Origin of the sequence: Edaphobacter sp. 12200R-103, assembly GCF_010093025.1 — a bacterium.
Classification (GTDB): Bacteria; Acidobacteriota; Terriglobia; order Terriglobales; family Acidobacteriaceae; genus Edaphobacter.
This window is the reverse complement of record NZ_CP048114.1, coordinates 4,003,082-4,021,693: the sequence shown is the minus strand read 5'-3', so window position 1 is coordinate 4,021,693 and position 18,612 is coordinate 4,003,082. Positions and strand designations below refer to the sequence as shown.

The window sequence follows — 18,612 nt, the reverse complement described above, 5'->3', positions numbered from 1 at the left end:
GCTCTCCAGCTAAAAGTTGATTCGACCTGCCAGCTGAAGCGTTCGAGGATCATTCGCCTGCCTGGTAATCCTTCCATTCTGCGCATTCCCGATAGCCGTATTTGGACCACCAAACTGAACACGGTTGAACAGATTGAAGGCCTCTGCACGAAACTGGAACGTCAGGCGTTCACTGATATGGGTATCCTTGAAAAGTGCGAAATCCCAGTTTGCAATCCCCGGCAGGCGAAGCTCGTTGTCTGTACGAGATTCGTTGCCATACCGGAATGGGCCAGGCGCTGCAAACGCGGCTAAGTTGAAATAAGTAGTCTTCGAATACTGATCTCCGAGCCGGTCCTGAATTCTCCCATGAGTTCGCTTATCAACTCCAGGCACAACATTTGGCCGTGTCGTTCCTGCACCGGAGTACATGGAAACAGTATTCAGGTTCATAGAGACTCCCATCGGAAATCCCTTTTGGAAGGTTGAGACACCATTAACTCCCCAGCCTGATACCACCTTGTCCGCCAGGCCAGATACGTTCGCAAAGAAGCGCTGCCCACGACCGATCGGAAGGCTGTAAACATAGCTCGCCACCAACCTTTGTCTCGAGTCATACCCCGAAAGCGCATATTCTCTATCGAGGTCGCTCATGTTCTGGAAACCGGGCGCGCCCACTACTTCAAGCCACGAAGTGAGAGACTCTGCATTTGCCATCAATTTCGAGAAGGTATACGAGAGCAATAGAACTCCCCCCTGCGAAAAACGTTTTTCTCCTTTAACTTGAAGCGAGTTATAGTTACTGATTCCTATGTAATTACCAGTATTTGAAATGTTGCCGTATTGTGGGAATGGCCGATAAAGCTGGAACTTGGGCAGTGTAGGATATTGCTGCGCACCCTGAGTGAATGTCGACGCATAATTAGTGAACGGATTGGCTGTACTTCCTTGAAGAAAACATGCGGATGTTACCGTCGGAGAGCACGCCGGGTCGGCCAAAGCCCGGTCTAATACGTCCTTCGGCACCTGATTGCGGCTGTGACTTACCGGAAGATGCGAACCGTGCAATCCAGCATAGGCAGCTTCCAGAGCAATCCCCAAAGGCATTTGCCGCTGGATTGCGAAGTTCCATTGATAAGCCACTCCGTTTTCTTCATCTTGATTCAGCGCATTGGCGGACCCTCCGAGAAGGAGGCGCTGATATCTGCTGTCTCGGCCAGGAGCCTGCGTAAGCCCCGTTGGCATAGGGTTATCGAGAGTGGCATATGGAGTTAAGCCTCCATCGCGCGTTGAAACTGGATTATTCGTAATGTACGACAGGGGGGATTGCGCCGACGATTCCGGGAATTGAAGATCAGAGGCGATGAAAAAGGAACCCCATCCTGCACGCAGGACCGTCTTTTCATCGGGGCGGAAGGCTATGCCGAGACGCGGGGAAAAGTTCGCGAAGTGTTCATTGCGCAGACCCTTCGCCGGATGTTGCGGTGTACCCACTAAATCGTAAGCACCGTGAACTGTCGAACCATTATTCAACGTCACAAGCGGGTTCACAGCGTTCGGATCAAAGGTGGCCAGAAGCTCGTGGCGCTCCCGGTAGACTCCCGGAATGTCGTAACGCAGGCCGATATTGAGCGTAACCCTGCGTGAAACGTTCCAGTTATCCTGGACATAATATCCCTGATAGTAAATTGTGTTGTAAGTAGGCTGAGAAATCTGGATGACCGTGGGATTGACGGATTGATCAACCATGTAGCCCAGCAGGAAGGAAGCAAACGCATTTCCGGTCCATGTTGGATCAAATTGGAAGTTACCGCCAGGGTAATTGTTTTGAAAGTAGAGCATTTCCAAGCGACGAAGATCTGCTCCTGCTTTGATCGTATGCCCTTTGATCGTCTTGGTAATACTAGGGGCGATCGCGTAGTTCTGGTTGACCCCGAAGATATATCCATTCGACGCGTTGTTATAACCCTGGATTGTTATTGCGGGAAAAGTTGTGGAGTTAGAAACGTGATTGAAATCTGAGATCTGATCCAGTTGGCTAGCGGGATTGAAACCCAGATCGCCAAGGTTATAGCCTAGAGTCCCTGGAAGACGCGTGTAATTCCATCTGAGATAAGAGAGCCGGAGATCTCCCACGAGCGAAGGCGTAAAGACATAAGTGTCTCCAAAAACAACCTGTCGGGTAACAAAATGCTCAGGCGACGTCGGATCGCCAGAAATCAGACCGTTTTTGAACGGAATAGGCGCGATATTGTCGGACTTCCAATGCGTATATCGGCCGAACATACGTTGTTTATCGCTCAGGTTGAAGTCAACGCGCCCGGTGTATTGATTGTTGACCCCTCCCATCGACGAATAGCTTAGGAAGTTCTGGTTCGGTGGCAACGACGCGTTTGTCGGGGGCGCCCAATAACCCCAATTAATGATGTTGTGCGCAACCGGAGAGATGCGATTCAACGGAATTTTGTTGCCGGGAAAGGGAGTTGGCCCTCCGGTGTAATTCGGACAACCTTGGCCCGCACCTACGGTCCCGCCGCACGGGTCATAGATCGGCGTAGAGAACTCTGAGAAATCACCGGTGCGCTGCCGCTCCGTGGGAACAACATAATTGTAAGTTTGCTGGAAGCTCTGACGATACCCTTGATAATCAAAGAATCCGAACAGCTTGTCCTTAATGATCGGAAATCCTATGTTCGCCCCGAACTGATTCTGATGATATGGGTTCTTCTCCAAAACCTGAGCAGGGTTGTGTTTGGAAAAATAAGGCGTCGAGTTGAAGATAGTGTTCCGTACAAATTCGTAGACCGTGCCATGAATCTGGTTACCACCAGACTTGGAGGTAATGTTAATGACGCCGCCCGTATATCTGCCATACTCCGCAGTATTGTTACTGATCTGCGCTCGGAACTCCTGTACGACATCCTGATCCGGAACAAGGACGGTAATATTTCCGTAAGAGATGTTCACCGGTGAACCGTCGAACAGGGTCGAACTCTGGTTCGCTGTTCCTCCACCAATCTGGAAATTTCCCGCAGAAAAAACGCCGAGGCCCGTAAGGTTCGCCGAGGCACTTCCTTGCGGAACTACACCCGGAGTCAAGCCTACGAGGGCGAGTACGTTTCTCCCATTAAGTGGAATGTCAGTAACTGCCTTTCCCTGCACTACCTGCCCGAGAGAGGCGTTCTCCGATTGAATGATCGGAGCTGCAGACGTAACGGTAACCTGTTCCGTCGCCGTACCCACTTCCATCGTGACATTTTGTCGCGTCGCAAGTTCGACCTGCACCTCAACATCATTATGCGTGTAGGTCTTAAATCCTTGCATCGCTACTGAAAGGCTGTAGTGTCCGGGTGGGAGATTCAGAAACTGGTAATCTCCCGAGTCATTCGCCGTGGCGACACGCCTGTCTCCCGTGGATACATTCGTCAGCGTAACAATAGAACCCGGAAGCGCAGAGTCGGTCGCGTCTCTGACGGAACCAACAATAGATCCGGTTGTGTTCTGAGCATGCGCGCTCCCGAACAACATAACTATGAACAGAACAAAGAAATAGTAAATATTAGTTTTTTTTAAGCTCAATTCCTGCCTCCTACAAACTACAAACAATAAGCTGCATGGCTGGCGTGCTATTGATGTTTGGGCTATAAACTCAAGACAGAAACGGATTTCGGCGGCAAAGTTAAGGAAAGCGTATCTCCCGTTTGCGTGATTCCCTGCATAACAACAGGCTTCACTGCATCGGGATGTTCAAACGTATTTCTCGAATCGATATTCGGAGCTGTCAATATCCGTCCAGTTACACTGCCCGGGACGGAAGAATTGATCTTCAACAGAAGCTTTACTGAAAGATTTGGATTCTGGTTCGTTAATGCGATGTGGATTTTGCCCGATTTATCCCGGACTGCGGATGCGGAAACTTCAGGCATCTTCTCTCCACCAAATGCATAATCTTCAGAATGAACTTCGATGGGAAGGCTGGTTGCATCCTGCCAGGGCCTGTACATTTCATACACCCAGTAGGTTGGAGTCTTGACCATGCGCGGGCCATCAGTCAGTAACATCGCCTGCAGCACATTGATCATCTGTGCGATTGCAGTAAGCTTCACGCGATCCGCATGCTTTACAAAAATATTGAGATTGATCGCGGCGATAAGCGCATCGCGGATCGTGTTCTCTTGATAAAGAGATGAAGCAGCATGGACGCCGTCCGGTTTATACCAGGCACCCCATTCATCGACGGCCAGCCATACCCGCTTTTCCGGGTCGTACTTGTCCATAATTGCCGCATGTTTTGCAATCAGATCGTCCATGCCGAAGGTGTATGCAAGCGTAGAGGCCCAGTCTTTCTCATCGAATCCCACTGCAGCCCCTTTCTCTCCATATCCGGTCCCCACTCCCTCATGGCCTGCATGATGAAGGTAGGTGTAGAAGTGGAGGGCAAGACCATCAATCTGAGGCCCGGCCTCTCTCATCACCGTTTCGGTCCAGTGGTAATCGCCGCGGTCGGCTCCTGCGGCGATCTTCATGAAGGGCTTTCCTCTGGATGCATGCAAAAATGTCGTGTATTGATTGATAACGTCTGCAGCATGTTCTGCGCTCATATGTCCGCCGCAGCCCCATAGCTCGTTCCCAATTCCTAAATAAGGGACCTGCCAGGGATCAGGATGACCGTTTGCTGCGCGTTCATTGGACAAGGTAGTACCCCGCGGTGCGAGCATGTACTCCATCCAATCCACTGTCTCTTGTGGGGTTGCGTTCCCCACATCAGCGGACAAGTACGCTTTCGCCCCGATCAGATCCAGAAAGTCCATGAATTCATGGGTTCCGACGGAGTTGGTGTCATTTCCTCCACGCCTATACCTGACGGGCCGCTTCTCCCTCGGGCCGATGCCGTCGCGCCAGTGATACTGATCGGCATAACAACCGCCCGGCCACCGGACGGCAGGCACGTGAAGATCCCGCAGAGCATCAATGACGTCTTTTCGATACCCATGAATGTTCGGAATAGAGGAAGATGGACCTACCCATAGACCACCGTAGATACCTGAACCTAGTTGTTCGGCAAACTGCGAGAATATCTCACGATTCACACGCGGGCCGGACTGATCTCCATACACAGTAATTCTGGCCGCCTGCTGTGCATGGGCACACGATAGGCTTATAACAACCACCAGGAAGCGAGCGAGAATTGATGCCACCTGCACTCTGCGGCTCTTCTCGGTAAACGTTTTCTTTTCCACTGAACTCAACCTTGTAAATAGCCTGGTCATTGAAATCATCGTTCGAAATTTAAGGATGGAAGATCGATATATTCACGTTGCATAGAACGCAACGGGCATTGCGTGCAAAAAATGGTAGCAAGCTTCAAAAAAGGTCGTCAACCGTGATTTCGAAGTCAAAGTTAGACTGCGTGAGATGACATGCTTCGGGAGATTGGAATGCATATTGCAAGTAGCCACAGCCCATCGGCATTTCAGTCGATTCTGGAGCGCTCTCGCAACTTTGCGATGTTCTTAGCCGCACTCCAGACTCGAGCCTTCTGAGTTAATCCCCCGTCGTTATCGAAAATTGCGCGAGTGCAGCCAAGAAAGCTTTCGCATAGTTGCGAAGCGTCACCTCGGAGCTGAGCCGCGCGCGGCTTTAATTATCAAGTCAAAAGTCAACCGCACCAATGAGTGGGGCCACTGACAGCAAGAAGCCAATGTTGGCCCGAGCATAGCTCCAGCAGGACTGGCAAAGTTGAGCTACCACTCTCCTACAGAGCCGTCGGTCTGGAAGACACGAGCCATAGGCCGAGAACCGCCGAAAGGATACTTAGCCAGTGCCGCTTCACTCAGTTCGAAACCTAATCCAGGCTTTTGAGGGAGCGGGAATTTGCCATCTACCATGCGCATCGGAGCGAAACCAAACCAATCGGCCCAGACCTTTTCCTTCTCACCAGGTTCTACAAAACTGCAGATCTCCTGAATAAGGAAATTTGGCATGGAGGAGTCCACGTGCAGCGTGGCAAGCCCTCCAATAGGACCTTCGCACGCATGTGGCGCCATTGAGATATTGGAGTAATTCGCCATGGCAGCGGCTTTCCAGAGGCCGGTGATCCCGCCTACGTGGTTGATATCCATCTGCAGAATGTCGACGATTCCCTTCTCAATAAGCTCCCGACAACCGAATGCGGCTACAAGCCGTTCACCGGTGGCGATTGGTGTAGTAGAACGACGTGCCACTCTCTGCATAGCAGGCACATTCTCAGGCGGACATGGCTCCTCAATAAACAGGAGATGGAGAGGCTCAACTTCCTTGACCAGAATAGAGGCTACGCTTGGGCTGGTCTTCGCATGGAAATCGACGGCGATGTCGATCTCGTCACCAAGCTTCTCGCGATAGCGAGCCATGTGCTTGATGGCGCGATCAATCTTCGCATGGGTCTCGATCCACTCATAAGCCTGATCGGGAAGCCCAACCTTAAAACATGAGACTCCAGTTGAAAGGGCTGTCTCCCGCAGCTTAGAGAGGTCTTCATCAGTTCTCGCGTTCTCTGCGTGGTAATACCCACGAACGCCCCGTTCATCATGTGGCCCGCCGAGAAGCTGATAGACAGGGACGCCCAGCGCCTTCCCGCGAATATCCCACAGCGCCTGATCAATGCCAGAGATGGCGGAACCGATGACGGGGCCAGCACGGTAGAAGCTATGGACATACATCGATTCCCAGTGATGCTCCACCTGAAGCGGATCCTTGCCGACAATAAAGTCCCGGAAGTCCCGGACACATGACATCGCTGCGCCCGCCTTGCCTTCCAGCGTGGCTTCTCCCCAGCCAACCAGTCCCTGGTTGGTTTCGATCTTGACGAAAACATAAGGACGGTCAGAATCTGGGGTCAACGATACGCCAAATACCTTCATATCGGTGACGCGCAAGTTCGTATTGACATCTTTGAAGAGGTCAGTGATGTCTTGACTGCGCATCCTTTGCCCCATAAAGGGATTACAACCGCAGTAGTCGGGCTCCCTCGCCGGGGATTCTGAAACTGCACCAGCAGAATGGACGCCTACAGCCGCCAACGCGGCGGCACCGCTGAGAAAGTGTCGTCTGTTCATGCGATTTTATTCCCCTCCCACTGCTTTGGATCTATGGCAATGCCAAGCCCCGGCTCTTTGGGCAATTCGAAAAAGCCATCATCGATAGCGTTACTAGCCGCCCCCGAATCCGGAACCTGCAGAACGAAGAAATTCGGCATGCTTGCTGCTGCCTGGAGAGCTGCAGCAAGCGCGATAGGACCAGCGCTGTGGCGAGGCGCAACGGCCGTGTAATAGGTCTCTGACATTGCAGCGATACGGCATACACCGGAGATTCCATAGGTAAGGAGATCGGGACGAACAAGATCGACAAGTCCTTCGCGAAGCAGGTCCTGGAATGTACCCGCATTCCGGATGTCACGCCCCAGACCAATCGGTGTGACGGTCTCTTCAGCGATCTTTCGAAGTGTGGAAAGATTGGTAACAGGACAGGGCTCATCGAACCAGAGCGGATGCAAACTTTCCAGGGCCGCCGCCAGCATGCCTGCATCGCTGGGGGTAAGTTGATCGAGAGATTCCACAGCGAAGTCAGCTTCCGGTGCGGCGGCGCGGAGCGCCTCGAACCGTTCCACATGGTTCTTGATGAAGAGACTCCCCTGATTTCTGTCCGGGGGAGCCATGACTGGTATCAGGAACGAGCGAACGCCAGAGGCCATCCATCCCTGCATGTCTGCGATGAGTTCCGTATTTGACGATCCTTTAAGCCTTGCGATCGCCCGAACCTTGAAACGTGTCGGCCCACCGAGCACACGATAGATTGGCGCCTTGGTAATCTTGCCGACAATATCGAGCAGGGCCATATTGAGTCCACCGCGCGCCGGTTCCGGAGCTATTGGCATAAGTGCCTCATAGGCATGAGCTGGCTTGCCGACAAGACCATTCAGCACCTCTACGTCAGCGCGTGAGAGCGGGTAACATTCGCCGTATCCCGTCATACCTGAGCGAGTCTCTACCTCCAGTACGCTGTATGCAGGCTGCGTTCCCGAACCTGGCACGCGGAAGGCCTCGATTCGGGAGATGGCGTGCGTCCCTCCTGCCATCTTCCCCGCGGACTGAAGACCAATAAAACTCTCCAGCGTCTTCCTTCTTGCTGCTGTCGAAATCATTTCATCACCTTTCTCACCAGCATTCGATGTCCTCGCCTGTTGAGCAGTCGGCCTTGAAAAAGCAAGACAACAATACATCAATTCCTCGAATCTCTGTCAATCAGAAATTCACTATATGGTGTAGTCGTTTTATTATTTGAAACATATTTTTTTCCCTCTGCCTTTTTACGTGACTGTCACCCCCCGGCACTATTGCTTGATCACTGTTGCATCGAGACGCCGAACTTCACCCATCCGCCATTAAGATTCAGCCGCCCGGGAGTAGATGGGGCTTTGGCCGCTTCTTTCTCGTCGATCTCGACCCGCCATCCGGCTTCATTGGCCCAAAGATAGTCATCCTTCACGCGCAGACAGTCATAGAAGATCTGTCGGGTACGTTCGCCGAACGGAGTGTATTCCTGAATTTCGAAGTTATAACGGTTTTCGCGCCGAAATTTTCCGCAAGGATTGGCATCTTTTGCACCAGAGTAAGGCCTACGGCCTGGGAAAGATGGCAGCGAATGTAATCAATCAGACGTCCTTCGATGGAAGGACGTCACTCGAGCGGATTGTTAACAGCTCGCCGATCGCAATAGGAGCCACCCAGATTTCGCGTATCTGTTTGAAATACTCGTTATACCGAGTATGGTCTGCGCAACCTGGGACTCCAGCCTAATGAGCGGGTTCGCCATTCCAACGAGCTCCGCACCAGTAAGAGACTTAAACAAATCTCGCTTTCACAGATTCTTCTCTTTTTGAAGAACGAAAATTATTCGAGCTATGCAAATGAGATGGAGGACGCTTTATTCACCGGATACTTCTTGCCTGTCGGCGTCAGAGCACCGGAGACCTGATCACGCCTGAAGACGCTTGCGAAGTTCGTCGCCTGTTCTGCCACGACCAGATAGCCACCATCCGGAGAGATTGCGTAGTGGCGAGCTTCTTTTCCTCCCAGCGGAGTTCGACTCACAAGAGAAAGCTGGCCGTCGCTGCTCACTTTATAGACCAGGATCTCTTCGGCAGCGCCACGGTTGCAGCCGTAAAGAAATTTGCCAGCACTGTCAAAGATCACCTCTCCCGCACGATTTCTTGAGATATCAACTCCTGGTTCGGTGGTCGGCGTGCTGCCAGTAGAAGTTAGTACACCTGTCCTCGCATTCCATGACATCGTCGTGATCGTGGAGTCCAGTTCATTGATGGAATATGCCCATCGTCCACTCGGGTGAAAGGTCGTATGCCTTGGGCCAGATCCCGGCTTCGCTTGATAAAAGGGTGGATCATTCGGAGTGAGCTTTGCTGTAGCAGGATCCAGCTTATAGACCATGATCTTGTCTGAGCCAAGATCATTTACCAACGCGAACCTGTTGTCCGGCGAGACTACCGCGCCGTGAGCATGAGCCGTAGTCTGGCGTCGCACATTCGGCCCGGAGCCTCTCAAAGTGAACTCAGAAACTGCATCTGAGAGGTGGCCATCGGCACTCACTTTAAACGATCTGACTTTGCTGGTACGATAACTCGCTGATACAAGCGCACGGTGAGTCTTATCCAGCACGATCTGAATAAAGCTCTCTGGTTGATCCTCAAGTTCCACTGTATTGATCAGCGTCAGGTTGCCATTCGGCATCACTCGAAATGAACTCAAGGCAGCTTTATCCTGCTGCGGCTGGTGGCCGGAGAGTAACAATTTTCCACTCGGTGTATGAGCTGTTACCTGAAAGCTGGGTTGGATACACGCGTAAGCGAGTCGAAGGTTGCCGATCGTTCCATCCGAGGCGTCCCATTCTCCGACATGAATTCCTTCGCCCTCACCGACCGCTGTCGATCCAACGTAGATCCAGTTTCCAATCCGTTTCTTAGCCGCTCTCATCATCGTTGCTGAAGAGAATCTATCCATCGCGAGAGTGGCCGCAGAAGCAGAAATAAAATTGCGTCGAGTCCATTGAGCCATTATCCTTTCCTTCCTTGTCGCACTTTAGCGTGAAAAAAGCGGCATCTGGCCAGCGATAGACACCTTCAAGCGATAGATACTGCTACTTGCGGTGATATAAAGCGTATATCCGTCCTCGGCCCAGGCGAGGTTCGCTGCAACTTCGGGCAGTTTGATCTGCCCAAGCACTTTGCCTCTCGGCGTGACTATGCGAATACCCCCAGGCCCGCTTGTCCATATGTTGCCTGAAGAATCCACCTTAAGACCGTCGGGAACCTCATTGTTCGGTTGATCGGGATAAGAGATCAAAGTGGAAGGCCTGCCCAAGGTTCCGGCGCTCTTTACTTCGTATTTATTAACAAACATCTTCGGACCTGAATTGGCCACATAAAGGAATTTGCCGTCTGGAGAAAAACCGATTCCGTTCGGATTAGTCAGGTCTTTGATCGCAGCCGTCAACTTGCCATCCGCATACCTGTATACCCCGTTGAACGGTATTTCCTTTGCGGAGTCCTCGTCCTGCTTATCCAGGCCGAAAGGCGGATCGGTAAACCAGAGTGCTCCATCGGGAGCAAAAACTATATCATTGGGGCTGTTGAAACGCTTTCCCTCCCATCGATCGAGGAATATCGTTTGGTGAAGATTTTTGTCGAGGCGGACAATTCGGCGGACTCCATGTTGACACATCAGGACACCACCGTCTCTATCAGCTACCATCGCATTCGACCCCTTGAATGAGTTAGGCGCGATATTTTGGAGCCCACCAGAGTGTTCGATCAGTAGATCCACCTTGCCATCAGGAGTGACAGCGTACATGCGATTACCAACAAGATCTGAGAACCATAAGCGTCCTTGGCGCCAAAGAGGCCCTTCGGTAAACTGAAAGCCGCTCGCAACTTTTTCAATCACCGTCCCTGGTGCAATCACATCATCAAAAGCAGGATCGTTGCGGAGAATGCTGATCCCCTGCGTCACCGCCGAATTTGCCGAAGCCCTTCTCTGCATAAATATCTCCATAACATAAAAAGTCGTAAACATTTTTGAACCTGACTACACGCTATCGGTCAGGAGCACGAGATAGCTTTTGTTGACGACTGTATCTTCAACGAGTGACCACACTCGTTGATGTACTTCGGACGCGATCCACTCCTGGCGCTTCTCTTCGCTCTCGTAAGTAAGCTGGAAACGATAGTTGATACTGCTTGCGGGAGCTGGGCCGCCCTGAACGACCTTGCGGAATTTCAGCATCTTGACATCGATATAGCCATTAAATTTCTGCGCAGCCGGTCGGAACTCTTTGCGGAAGTAATGGAGCATCTCTTGCTCACGTGTCGGATCGACAGCCAGATCACAATAGAGGACGATGGGGCCTTTGCCTGGAGCAAGTTCCTGTGATGCGGTAAACGCTCCTGTCATTGCCCTCAGCGGATTTGCACCGGATATTGCCGTGGACTTCAGCGGTAATCGACGTTTCATCTCTGCAATCCCTCTAATCTGTCGTTGTGCGTGCGAATCATTAGCGCGGTCTTGCCGGAGGACGTGCCATCAATGCGTCTTTAGCCGCCATGTCTTTCGCCACGCCAACGATAAGAAACTCCAGCGGAGTGCTCCCAGTATTCTGAATAGAACGAGCCTCGTTCAGCCGTACAGGGACCACATCGTCTTTGCGAATCTGTGCCTTCTCGGAGCCGAGCGAAACTGAACCCTCTCCACCGACTACGTAATAGACCTCGGCGAAATCCGGCAATGAACGCGTCCCAACAGATGCCCCCGGTGGGATCAGAAGATGATCGATGTAGGACCATGTTGTAAAGAAAACGGTGGGTTGCAGCGCCCGACGATATCGCACTGTGCCTGAGCCACCATCCATCGCGTTCACAGGTTTCAGCAAGCTTCTGTCCAGACGAAAGCTTACAAACTGCGGAACAGAATCAAGATGCTGATGCTCCAGAGAATCGCCCAGATTAAAGGTGTCGTAGACCTTGTTCAGGCCCACATTAATGTTGAGCCATTGAAGCGGTTGGTCCGTTGGATTGTAAATACCGTGGGAGTGTCCTAGCCGGTCAGGAACGCCTGCGGGCCCTTTAATTAGCGAGGTGCGGCCATCGATGGTGAACTGCGCTTCACCATCGAGAATAACGAACATCTCCTCGCACTTATTGTGAAAGTGTTGGCCGATTCCGCTGTGGGGCATGATGACCCCGCGATGAAAGAAAATCAGGTTCGGCTCTACAGCATCAGTCCCCAACATGACACGAAAGTCCATGGAACCTGCACCATCGTGTACCGCTTTCAAATGGCTGTATTTGGTACTATCACCGCGTGCAATACGGTGTTCGATGTCACCCGGTGTAGAGGCTGCCTGTTGCTGCCCCACCATTGACGCGGCCGCCAGCAGAGGAAGTGCAAAGAACGCCGCCAAACAACTACGACCGATATCTCCAGACATGTCCCTTCTCCTTTTCAGTCCACTCATAAACCACGCGACATAGAACTGCTCATTCAAACCTGCTCCAACTGACTCAAAACCCTCTCCTTTATGCGAGGCTGCCCATCGGCATTCACCAGCAGCCACGCGGCTCCGCCAGCCAAAGCGAGCGCTGCAGCAAAGAGAAAAGAAGTCGCCCATCCGAAGCGCTGCGCGATCCATGGGGTCAAGGAGGAGCTAATCGCTCCACCCAGTTGGCAGCCCATGTTCATAACACCTGAGACCGATCCTGCCGAAGCCCCTCCGATGTCAGCGCTGACAGACCAGAACGAACTTTGCGAGATATATAACGCGCCGGCTCCTCCCGCCAGCACGATGACTGCAAGGGCTACGCTGCCCACTTCAGCTCCGGCCGCCAGAAAGACTCCGCACAGCGCCATTGCTATCGCCGCGAGTCCACACCGTCCAGCACGCTTCCCTTTGCTCCGCGTGATCCGATCGCTTAGCCATCCACCAACTGGGGATGCGATTGCCATCGCGATAAAAGGAAGCATTGTGTAGAGGGAACTTCTTTTCATATCCAGTTCGCGAACGTTATTGAGATAAATAAAAAACCAGCTGAAAAAGATATAGACCGCATAACCATAAGTGAAATAACTGAACGATAACGCCTGAACGTTGCGATCCCTGACGATCGTTCCCCAGCCCAGTTTCGCGGCCGACAAACTATATTTGCTCTCCGGCAAGCCCGCGACGATGTAGTTCCGCTCCTCCTGCGAAGCCCACGGATGCTTTTCAGGGGTCTCGCGCGCGATCGTGAACCATACAACTCCTGCAATGACGCCGATGACTGCGCTGACCCAGAACGAGGCCCGCCACCCATAGCGCAGAAGAGTGTAGGTAATGATGGGGGGTGCTAATCCGGCTCCGAATCCGACCCCCGCGAAGATAATCCCATTAGCAATCCCGCGTTCGCTTGTCGGGATCCATGCAGCAACCATGCAATTGGAAGCGGGATAAACAATAGCCTCCCCCATTCCTAGCAAAAAGCGTATTCCGATCAGGACAATGACCAGGGATCCGATCTCCGGAGACACAAATGTGATCGCACTCGTAAAGACAGCCCACCAGATCACCGCAACACCGAGCACGGTACGCGCCCCAACCCTGTCCGCTATACGTCCCGCCGGGGCCTGAAACAAGGCATATCCCAGGACAAAAGAACTGAACAGCCATCCCAGCTGAACATTGTTGAGGTGAAACTCTTTCGCGATCGCCTGCCCTGCAATCGAGATGTTCACGCGGTCCAGATATGCGACCGCGCTGAGAACAAAGAGCCAGAAAACCAACAGCCAGCGTAACCGATGGTTTCTGGTTGGCATCCCCTGCTGTTCGAGTTTAACCAATCTCTGCTCCCTGTTATCGCCATCGTAGGAGGATGTGCTACCGGACGGTCGAACATCCTGTGCCTTTTGAACTCTTTCTAGAAAGAGAACCGTAACGCACCTTGCAATTGACGAGCCGAGTTCGACGTTGCCGTAATTGCTCCCGCGCCGCTGGCATTAATTGCTGCGGCAGGAATTACGAACTGCGGATGGTTGAAGACATTGAAGGCCTCCACGCGAAAGAGCAGACTCATTTCGTGTCCGAAGGTAGTCTGTTTTTCCATCGACATGTCGAAGTTCGTCTCACGTGGCCCCCGCAGAGAATTGCGCGGCTCTGCGCCGTACTGGTAGGCCGGAGGCGCTACAAAAGCTCTTGGGTTGAACCACAAAGGAACGGTTCGCTTAGTGGGATAAACCGCTGCTCCTGGAACCCGGTTGACTCTGCTGCTCGATGCTCCCGTATTGGTGGAAGTACCATTCATCGTTACCGTGAAAGGCAGGCTGGACTGAGCCACCGCAATAAGGTTTAGGCGCCAACCGGACAGGAATGCATTCGTAACGGACGAAGAATTATTTAGGAACGTTCTTCCCTTGCCAAACGGAAGCTCGTACGAGCCGTACACGTTCAAACGGCTGCGAATATCATTGTCTGAATCCCCATAGTCGGCCGCCCGATTATGCGGATCCTGCGGAATAGGTCCATTGCCGCCCCCGTCGTAAGGAGCATCATTTTTTGCGTGAGCCCACACGTAGTTTGCCGTAAGAAAGAACCCACGCGCCAGGTGCTGCTGGAACGTGGTCTGAAGAGAGTTATAGAGGCCCACGCCGACAGATTGATAGTAGGCAATCGCAGTGACGTTCGGGAATTGAGTATTGAAAGGACGGCGGAGCTGGATCGTACCAGGACCTGGGGTTGGCTGGTCGATCGGCTGATTCCACGAAAGCCGATGCGTCAAGGCTCCAACATACCCAATGGTGAATGTGGAACTACTGCTAAGCTGCCGCTGCATGCTCAAATTGAACTGCTGTGTCATAGCATTTTTAAAGTTATGATCGATTCCCTTCAGAGTACCGAAAGGAGTCGCAAAGATTGGTGCTAGGTCGTCCGGCGTAAGAAAACCTTGCGAAACACGGTTCGAAGGAAAGAAGCTTCCGGGAGAGGTTGAATAGATGAGATCAAATGGCCATTGACGTCCTTGCCGAATAGTGGTTCCCTGATTTCCCTGAGGATCATAGAAAATCCCATACCCCAAGCGGAAGACCGTCATCGGATCTGCAGTGTATGCAATGCCGATGCGTGGCCCAATCGACGAGTAGTCCGTTCTCCAGTTCGCCGTATGCGAAACGCCGTCCTGTCCAGCTATCTCTACCTTGGCTGTCGCGGGATTGAAATTAACCCAGTTATCGTTACTATCGGAGAATGGTGAGTTTACCTCATAGTGGAGCCCCGCATTGATAGTCAGCTTCTGCGTCACGCGCCAGTTATCTGAGACAAAGACGTTGTACTCATTCGTATTGACGTGAGCTGTTCCAGGAAGGAAAAAATCGCGCGCCGTGTTCGACGGATATCCCAGCATCATTGATGCTATAGCATTTCCTGTGCCCGCCGTCGACAACGGATTATTGGTAAAGTTGCTGTCAAAATTAAACCGGCCGAACGGACTCTGGCCCGGGGGAGTGTCTGTTTCAGAAATGCGATAGTTCATGATGTCCACACCAAATTTCAGATTATGCTTCCCACGCTGCCAGACCAGCGTCGCGATGTTCTCCCAGAGGTGCTCTCTGCGGATCTGTGGTTCGCCGCGTGAATTGCCCTCACCAAAGTAGCCTGAAGGAGCGATGATGGGTGCCACCGGTCCGATATCTGAGCCAAGCGGCTGATATCCCGGAAGCGGGAGCCTGCCGGGAATCGTCGACCAGATGGGAGACGTCAGAACGTAAGGAAGCAGATAACTCGAGAATCGCGTGAAACCAAAACGATAGTCACCCACCAGACTCGAGTTGATCACCTTGTTATAGTCAATGACTCCTTGCTGTCCACGGTTAGACTGCGGCCCAGAAAAAGAGTTTTCATTACCGCCAATTGAGTCATTGAGCGTATTTGGCATCTGAATTTGCGTATCGTTGACCGAGTAACGCGCAAAAAATGTCTGGGTTGGGGATATCTGGTAATCCACGCGAGCGTCACCACGATTATCATTGCTTCTCTTCAGGGGGTACACAGTCAGATTGTTTGTCAACCCGGTGCCGGGGTCTGGAAGCGGATAAGCATTCACCAGCGCACGACCGATCGGATCCGTTTTGGCTGGATCAATCACATCGGGGTTGCCTTGATAAGAAAATTGTTGACGCGCATGTGTCACCGAATCGGTAGTCGTAGGATCATAGACGTGTGCGACCCCGCGGAAATCGCCGTTGCGCATCGCCAGCGTTGGAACAGTGCTGAGAAGAGTGCTCGCAGATCGTTCGTAGTATCCTTCATAGTTCACGAAGAAAAAGGCCTTATTCCTCATGATGGGCCCGCCGAGGCGCTCTCCGAAGTCATTCAGTTGATAACGAGGATTAGGAGCACCTGGACGCACAAAGTAGTTCTTCGCATCCACGCCGGAGTTACGGATGTATTCATAAATAGAGCCGTGGAATGAATTCGTACCTTGTTTGGTACTGGTGACTACGATAGCGCCGCCGCCTCGATTGTATTCTGCACCAGCATTGCTGGTGATCACATTGAACTCCTGCAGCGCCTCGATACTTGGGCGGACAATCTGGGTCTGGGCGATCATCTCTGTGTTGTCTATACCGTCCAGAAGCAGCTTGTTGGCGCTATCCCGAGCACCATTGGCTTCGATCGTCGTGCCACCTGGGCGAAGTTCATCAGGACGTGTGCCGGATCCGATTGTATTCGTGGGCGCGTAGTTCAGTCCGGTCACGCCAGGGGCAATCACCGCTAACTGCGCAAGATTACGCCCATTGAGAGGCAGTTGGGCAACTGCACTCGGCGAGATGACCTGGTTGACCGTAGCGTCGTCGCTCTTAAGAATTGGCCCAGTACTGTTGACTTCGACACTCTCGGTCACTGCTCCCACATCAAGCGTTACATCGAGGCGCGCGATCTGACTTACCTGCACGGTGTAATGGCGGATCACCTGCTGGGCAAAGCCAGGACTGGAGATCGTAACTGTGTAGCCTCCAGGAGTCAGATTACCCACCGTATACGCTCCTGAAGAATCGGTCTTTACGGTGATTGCCTGATTAGTACCCTCGTCAACCACCTTCACCGTTGCCTGAGCAATATTGGCGCCGGCCTTATCGTTCACGACACCTGTAATTGTGGCGCGCTCCACCTGACAGAACGCCGTGTTCGTCGCGCTCAAGAGAATCGCCAACGCAAGAAATAGCCGCAATAGAATACCGCTTGTTCTCACCCTGGAGAGTTCGGCAGTCATTCGCTTCATCAATGCGTCCTCCGCTTACTTCTGAACTCATAGGTAGCCGCCTCACCACCTGAATCACTAGAGCTTCGAAAGCGACACACACACTAATCAGTACGAAATGAACGTGTCAATATAAAAAGTTGAAGTTTTTATAGATTGTGATCTAAATTTTGATATGTAAAATCAGCTTGTTTTTTTGGCTTTGCAAATTACTCTTGAACTCCCCAAGGAGTTCGCATGATGCTTCCCATGCTAACCACGGCGTTTTATATGACGAAGAAGAGCGACATAATGCATTTTTTCCAAAGTAGCTAAAAAAAATCCTTATTTCAATTAATGAAATTATCAACTCATAATATGACTGGGATTCACTGGGCTACGGCGAATCTGTCATTCCGAGAGTTCGGGACTCGAAGGCCCTGCCGGTAGGAACTACTGGCGGAAAGGAAGTTTATGAGACTGCATCGCACGATTCAGGGTGTCTTTGTTGAGCAATACGGACAATTCTTCTTGGTGCCGTCGAGCAACTGGGATGAGCTTTTATGCGATCCTGCGTTGACTGAAAGGCTCCGCCATTCTGTATCGGGCCCCCCTCGCCCTTTGAATGTGGCCGACCTTCTGCCTCTTGTGCAGAGTCAGGAAGTATGGGGCCGCTGGCGTTACCTACTATCGAGGTCGCGATGCGCGGATAGAAGAATCGAAGGCTGCAGGTGGGAGCGACTTCTACGACCGGATCTATACGGCTCCGCGACCTAAACTTTTCTTCAAATCTTCTGGGAATAAGGTGATCGGCTCCGGAGCCCCGATTCGTATCCGTTCCGACGCCTCATGGTCGGTACCGGAACCTGACTCACGCTTGTTATAAATCCGAAAGGCAATATCATCGGCTATACCATCGGCAACGATATGAGTTCGCGCGACATTGAGGGCCTGAATTCGCTTTATTTGCCTCAGGCAAAAATATATGACGGAAGCTGCTCCATCGGTCCGGGCATTCTTCTGTCGTCCGATCCCATGCCATCCGATACCGAGATCAAACTTGAAATCTTTCGTGGCGACGCACTGGCGTTCTCGGAAGAAACTTCGCTCTCCTCACTTAAGCGTGATCCTCAAGAGCTGGTTGAATATCTCTATCGTGAAAACTCGTTTCCCTATGGCGCGTTCCTGATGACCGGAACTGGAATCGTTCCCCCGGATAGCTTCTCTCTGGCCTCGGGAGATATTATTCGCATATCTATCGACAATATCGGTACACTTGAAAATCCGGTGACGTAACGTATATCTGACGAACCTCGAAC

General features: G+C 52.1%; 12 protein-coding genes. 1 reads left to right on the top strand and 11 read right to left on the bottom strand.

Going from position 1 to position 18,612, the window contains the following annotated elements; genetic code table 11:
* Positions 1–9: 9 nt before the first annotated feature.
* From GWR55_RS16675 to GWR55_RS16625, 11 genes are all read right to left on the bottom strand, one after another.
* Entirely contained in the window at positions 10–3,558 is a 3,549-nt protein-coding gene (locus GWR55_RS16675) for a TonB-dependent receptor (RefSeq protein WP_162403274.1), read from the bottom strand.
* Positions 3,559–3,620: 62 nt separating this feature from the next.
* Positions 3,621–5,258, bottom strand: coding sequence for an alpha-N-arabinofuranosidase (locus GWR55_RS16670; RefSeq protein ID WP_202925526.1), 1,638 nt, complete (start codon positions 5,256–5,258; stop codon positions 3,621–3,623).
* Between the two features lie 465 nt (positions 5,259–5,723).
* Positions 5,724–6,944 carry a galactonate dehydratase gene (dgoD, locus tag GWR55_RS16665; RefSeq protein WP_202925525.1) on the bottom strand — a complete coding sequence of 407 codons (1,221 nt, stop codon included), beginning with the start codon at positions 6,942–6,944 and terminating at the stop codon, positions 5,724–5,726.
* A gap of 128 nt (positions 6,945–7,072) precedes the next feature.
* Positions 7,073–8,161 carry an enolase C-terminal domain-like protein gene (locus tag GWR55_RS16660; protein WP_162403272.1) on the bottom strand — a complete coding sequence of 363 codons (1,089 nt, stop codon included), beginning with the start codon at positions 8,159–8,161 and terminating at the stop codon, positions 7,073–7,075.
* A gap of 200 nt (positions 8,162–8,361) precedes the next feature.
* The gene (locus GWR55_RS16655) at positions 8,362–8,505 is read right to left on the bottom strand and encodes a hypothetical protein (RefSeq protein WP_162403271.1); all 144 of its coding nucleotides are present in this window, start codon (positions 8,503–8,505) and stop codon (positions 8,362–8,364) included.
* Between the two features lie 413 nt (positions 8,506–8,918).
* Positions 8,919–10,010: a lactonase family protein gene (locus GWR55_RS16650; RefSeq protein ID WP_162403270.1), complete on the bottom strand. Its 1,092-nt coding sequence runs from the start codon at positions 10,008–10,010 to the stop codon at positions 8,919–8,921.
* Between the two features lie 102 nt (positions 10,011–10,112).
* Positions 10,113–11,072, bottom strand: coding sequence for an SMP-30/gluconolactonase/LRE family protein (locus GWR55_RS16645; protein WP_238398478.1), 960 nt, complete (start codon positions 11,070–11,072; stop codon positions 10,113–10,115).
* A gap of 45 nt (positions 11,073–11,117) precedes the next feature.
* Positions 11,118–11,543: a hypothetical protein gene (locus GWR55_RS16640; RefSeq protein ID WP_162403268.1), complete on the bottom strand. Its 426-nt coding sequence runs from the start codon at positions 11,541–11,543 to the stop codon at positions 11,118–11,120.
* Positions 11,544–11,583: 40 nt separating this feature from the next.
* Positions 11,584–12,516, bottom strand: a complete 933-nt coding sequence (locus GWR55_RS16635; protein WP_238398477.1) for a cupin domain-containing protein — start codon at positions 12,514–12,516, stop codon at positions 11,584–11,586.
* A 53-nt stretch (positions 12,517–12,569) separates the two neighbouring features.
* The gene (locus GWR55_RS16630; RefSeq protein ID WP_162403267.1) at positions 12,570–13,877 is read right to left on the bottom strand and encodes an MFS transporter; all 1,308 of its coding nucleotides are present in this window, start codon (positions 13,875–13,877) and stop codon (positions 12,570–12,572) included.
* A gap of 101 nt (positions 13,878–13,978) precedes the next feature.
* Positions 13,979–17,335 (bottom strand): TonB-dependent receptor, encoded by a 3,357-nt coding sequence (locus GWR55_RS16625; RefSeq protein ID WP_162403266.1) that lies wholly within the window; start codon positions 17,333–17,335, stop codon positions 13,979–13,981.
* A gap of 885 nt (positions 17,336–18,220) precedes the next feature.
* Between GWR55_RS16625 and GWR55_RS19395 the strand changes: the two genes are divergently transcribed.
* On the top strand, positions 18,221–18,589 hold the full coding sequence (locus tag GWR55_RS19395) for a fumarylacetoacetate hydrolase family protein (RefSeq protein ID WP_238398476.1): 369 nt from the start codon (positions 18,221–18,223) through the stop codon (positions 18,587–18,589).
* Positions 18,590–18,612 lie beyond the last annotated feature (23 nt).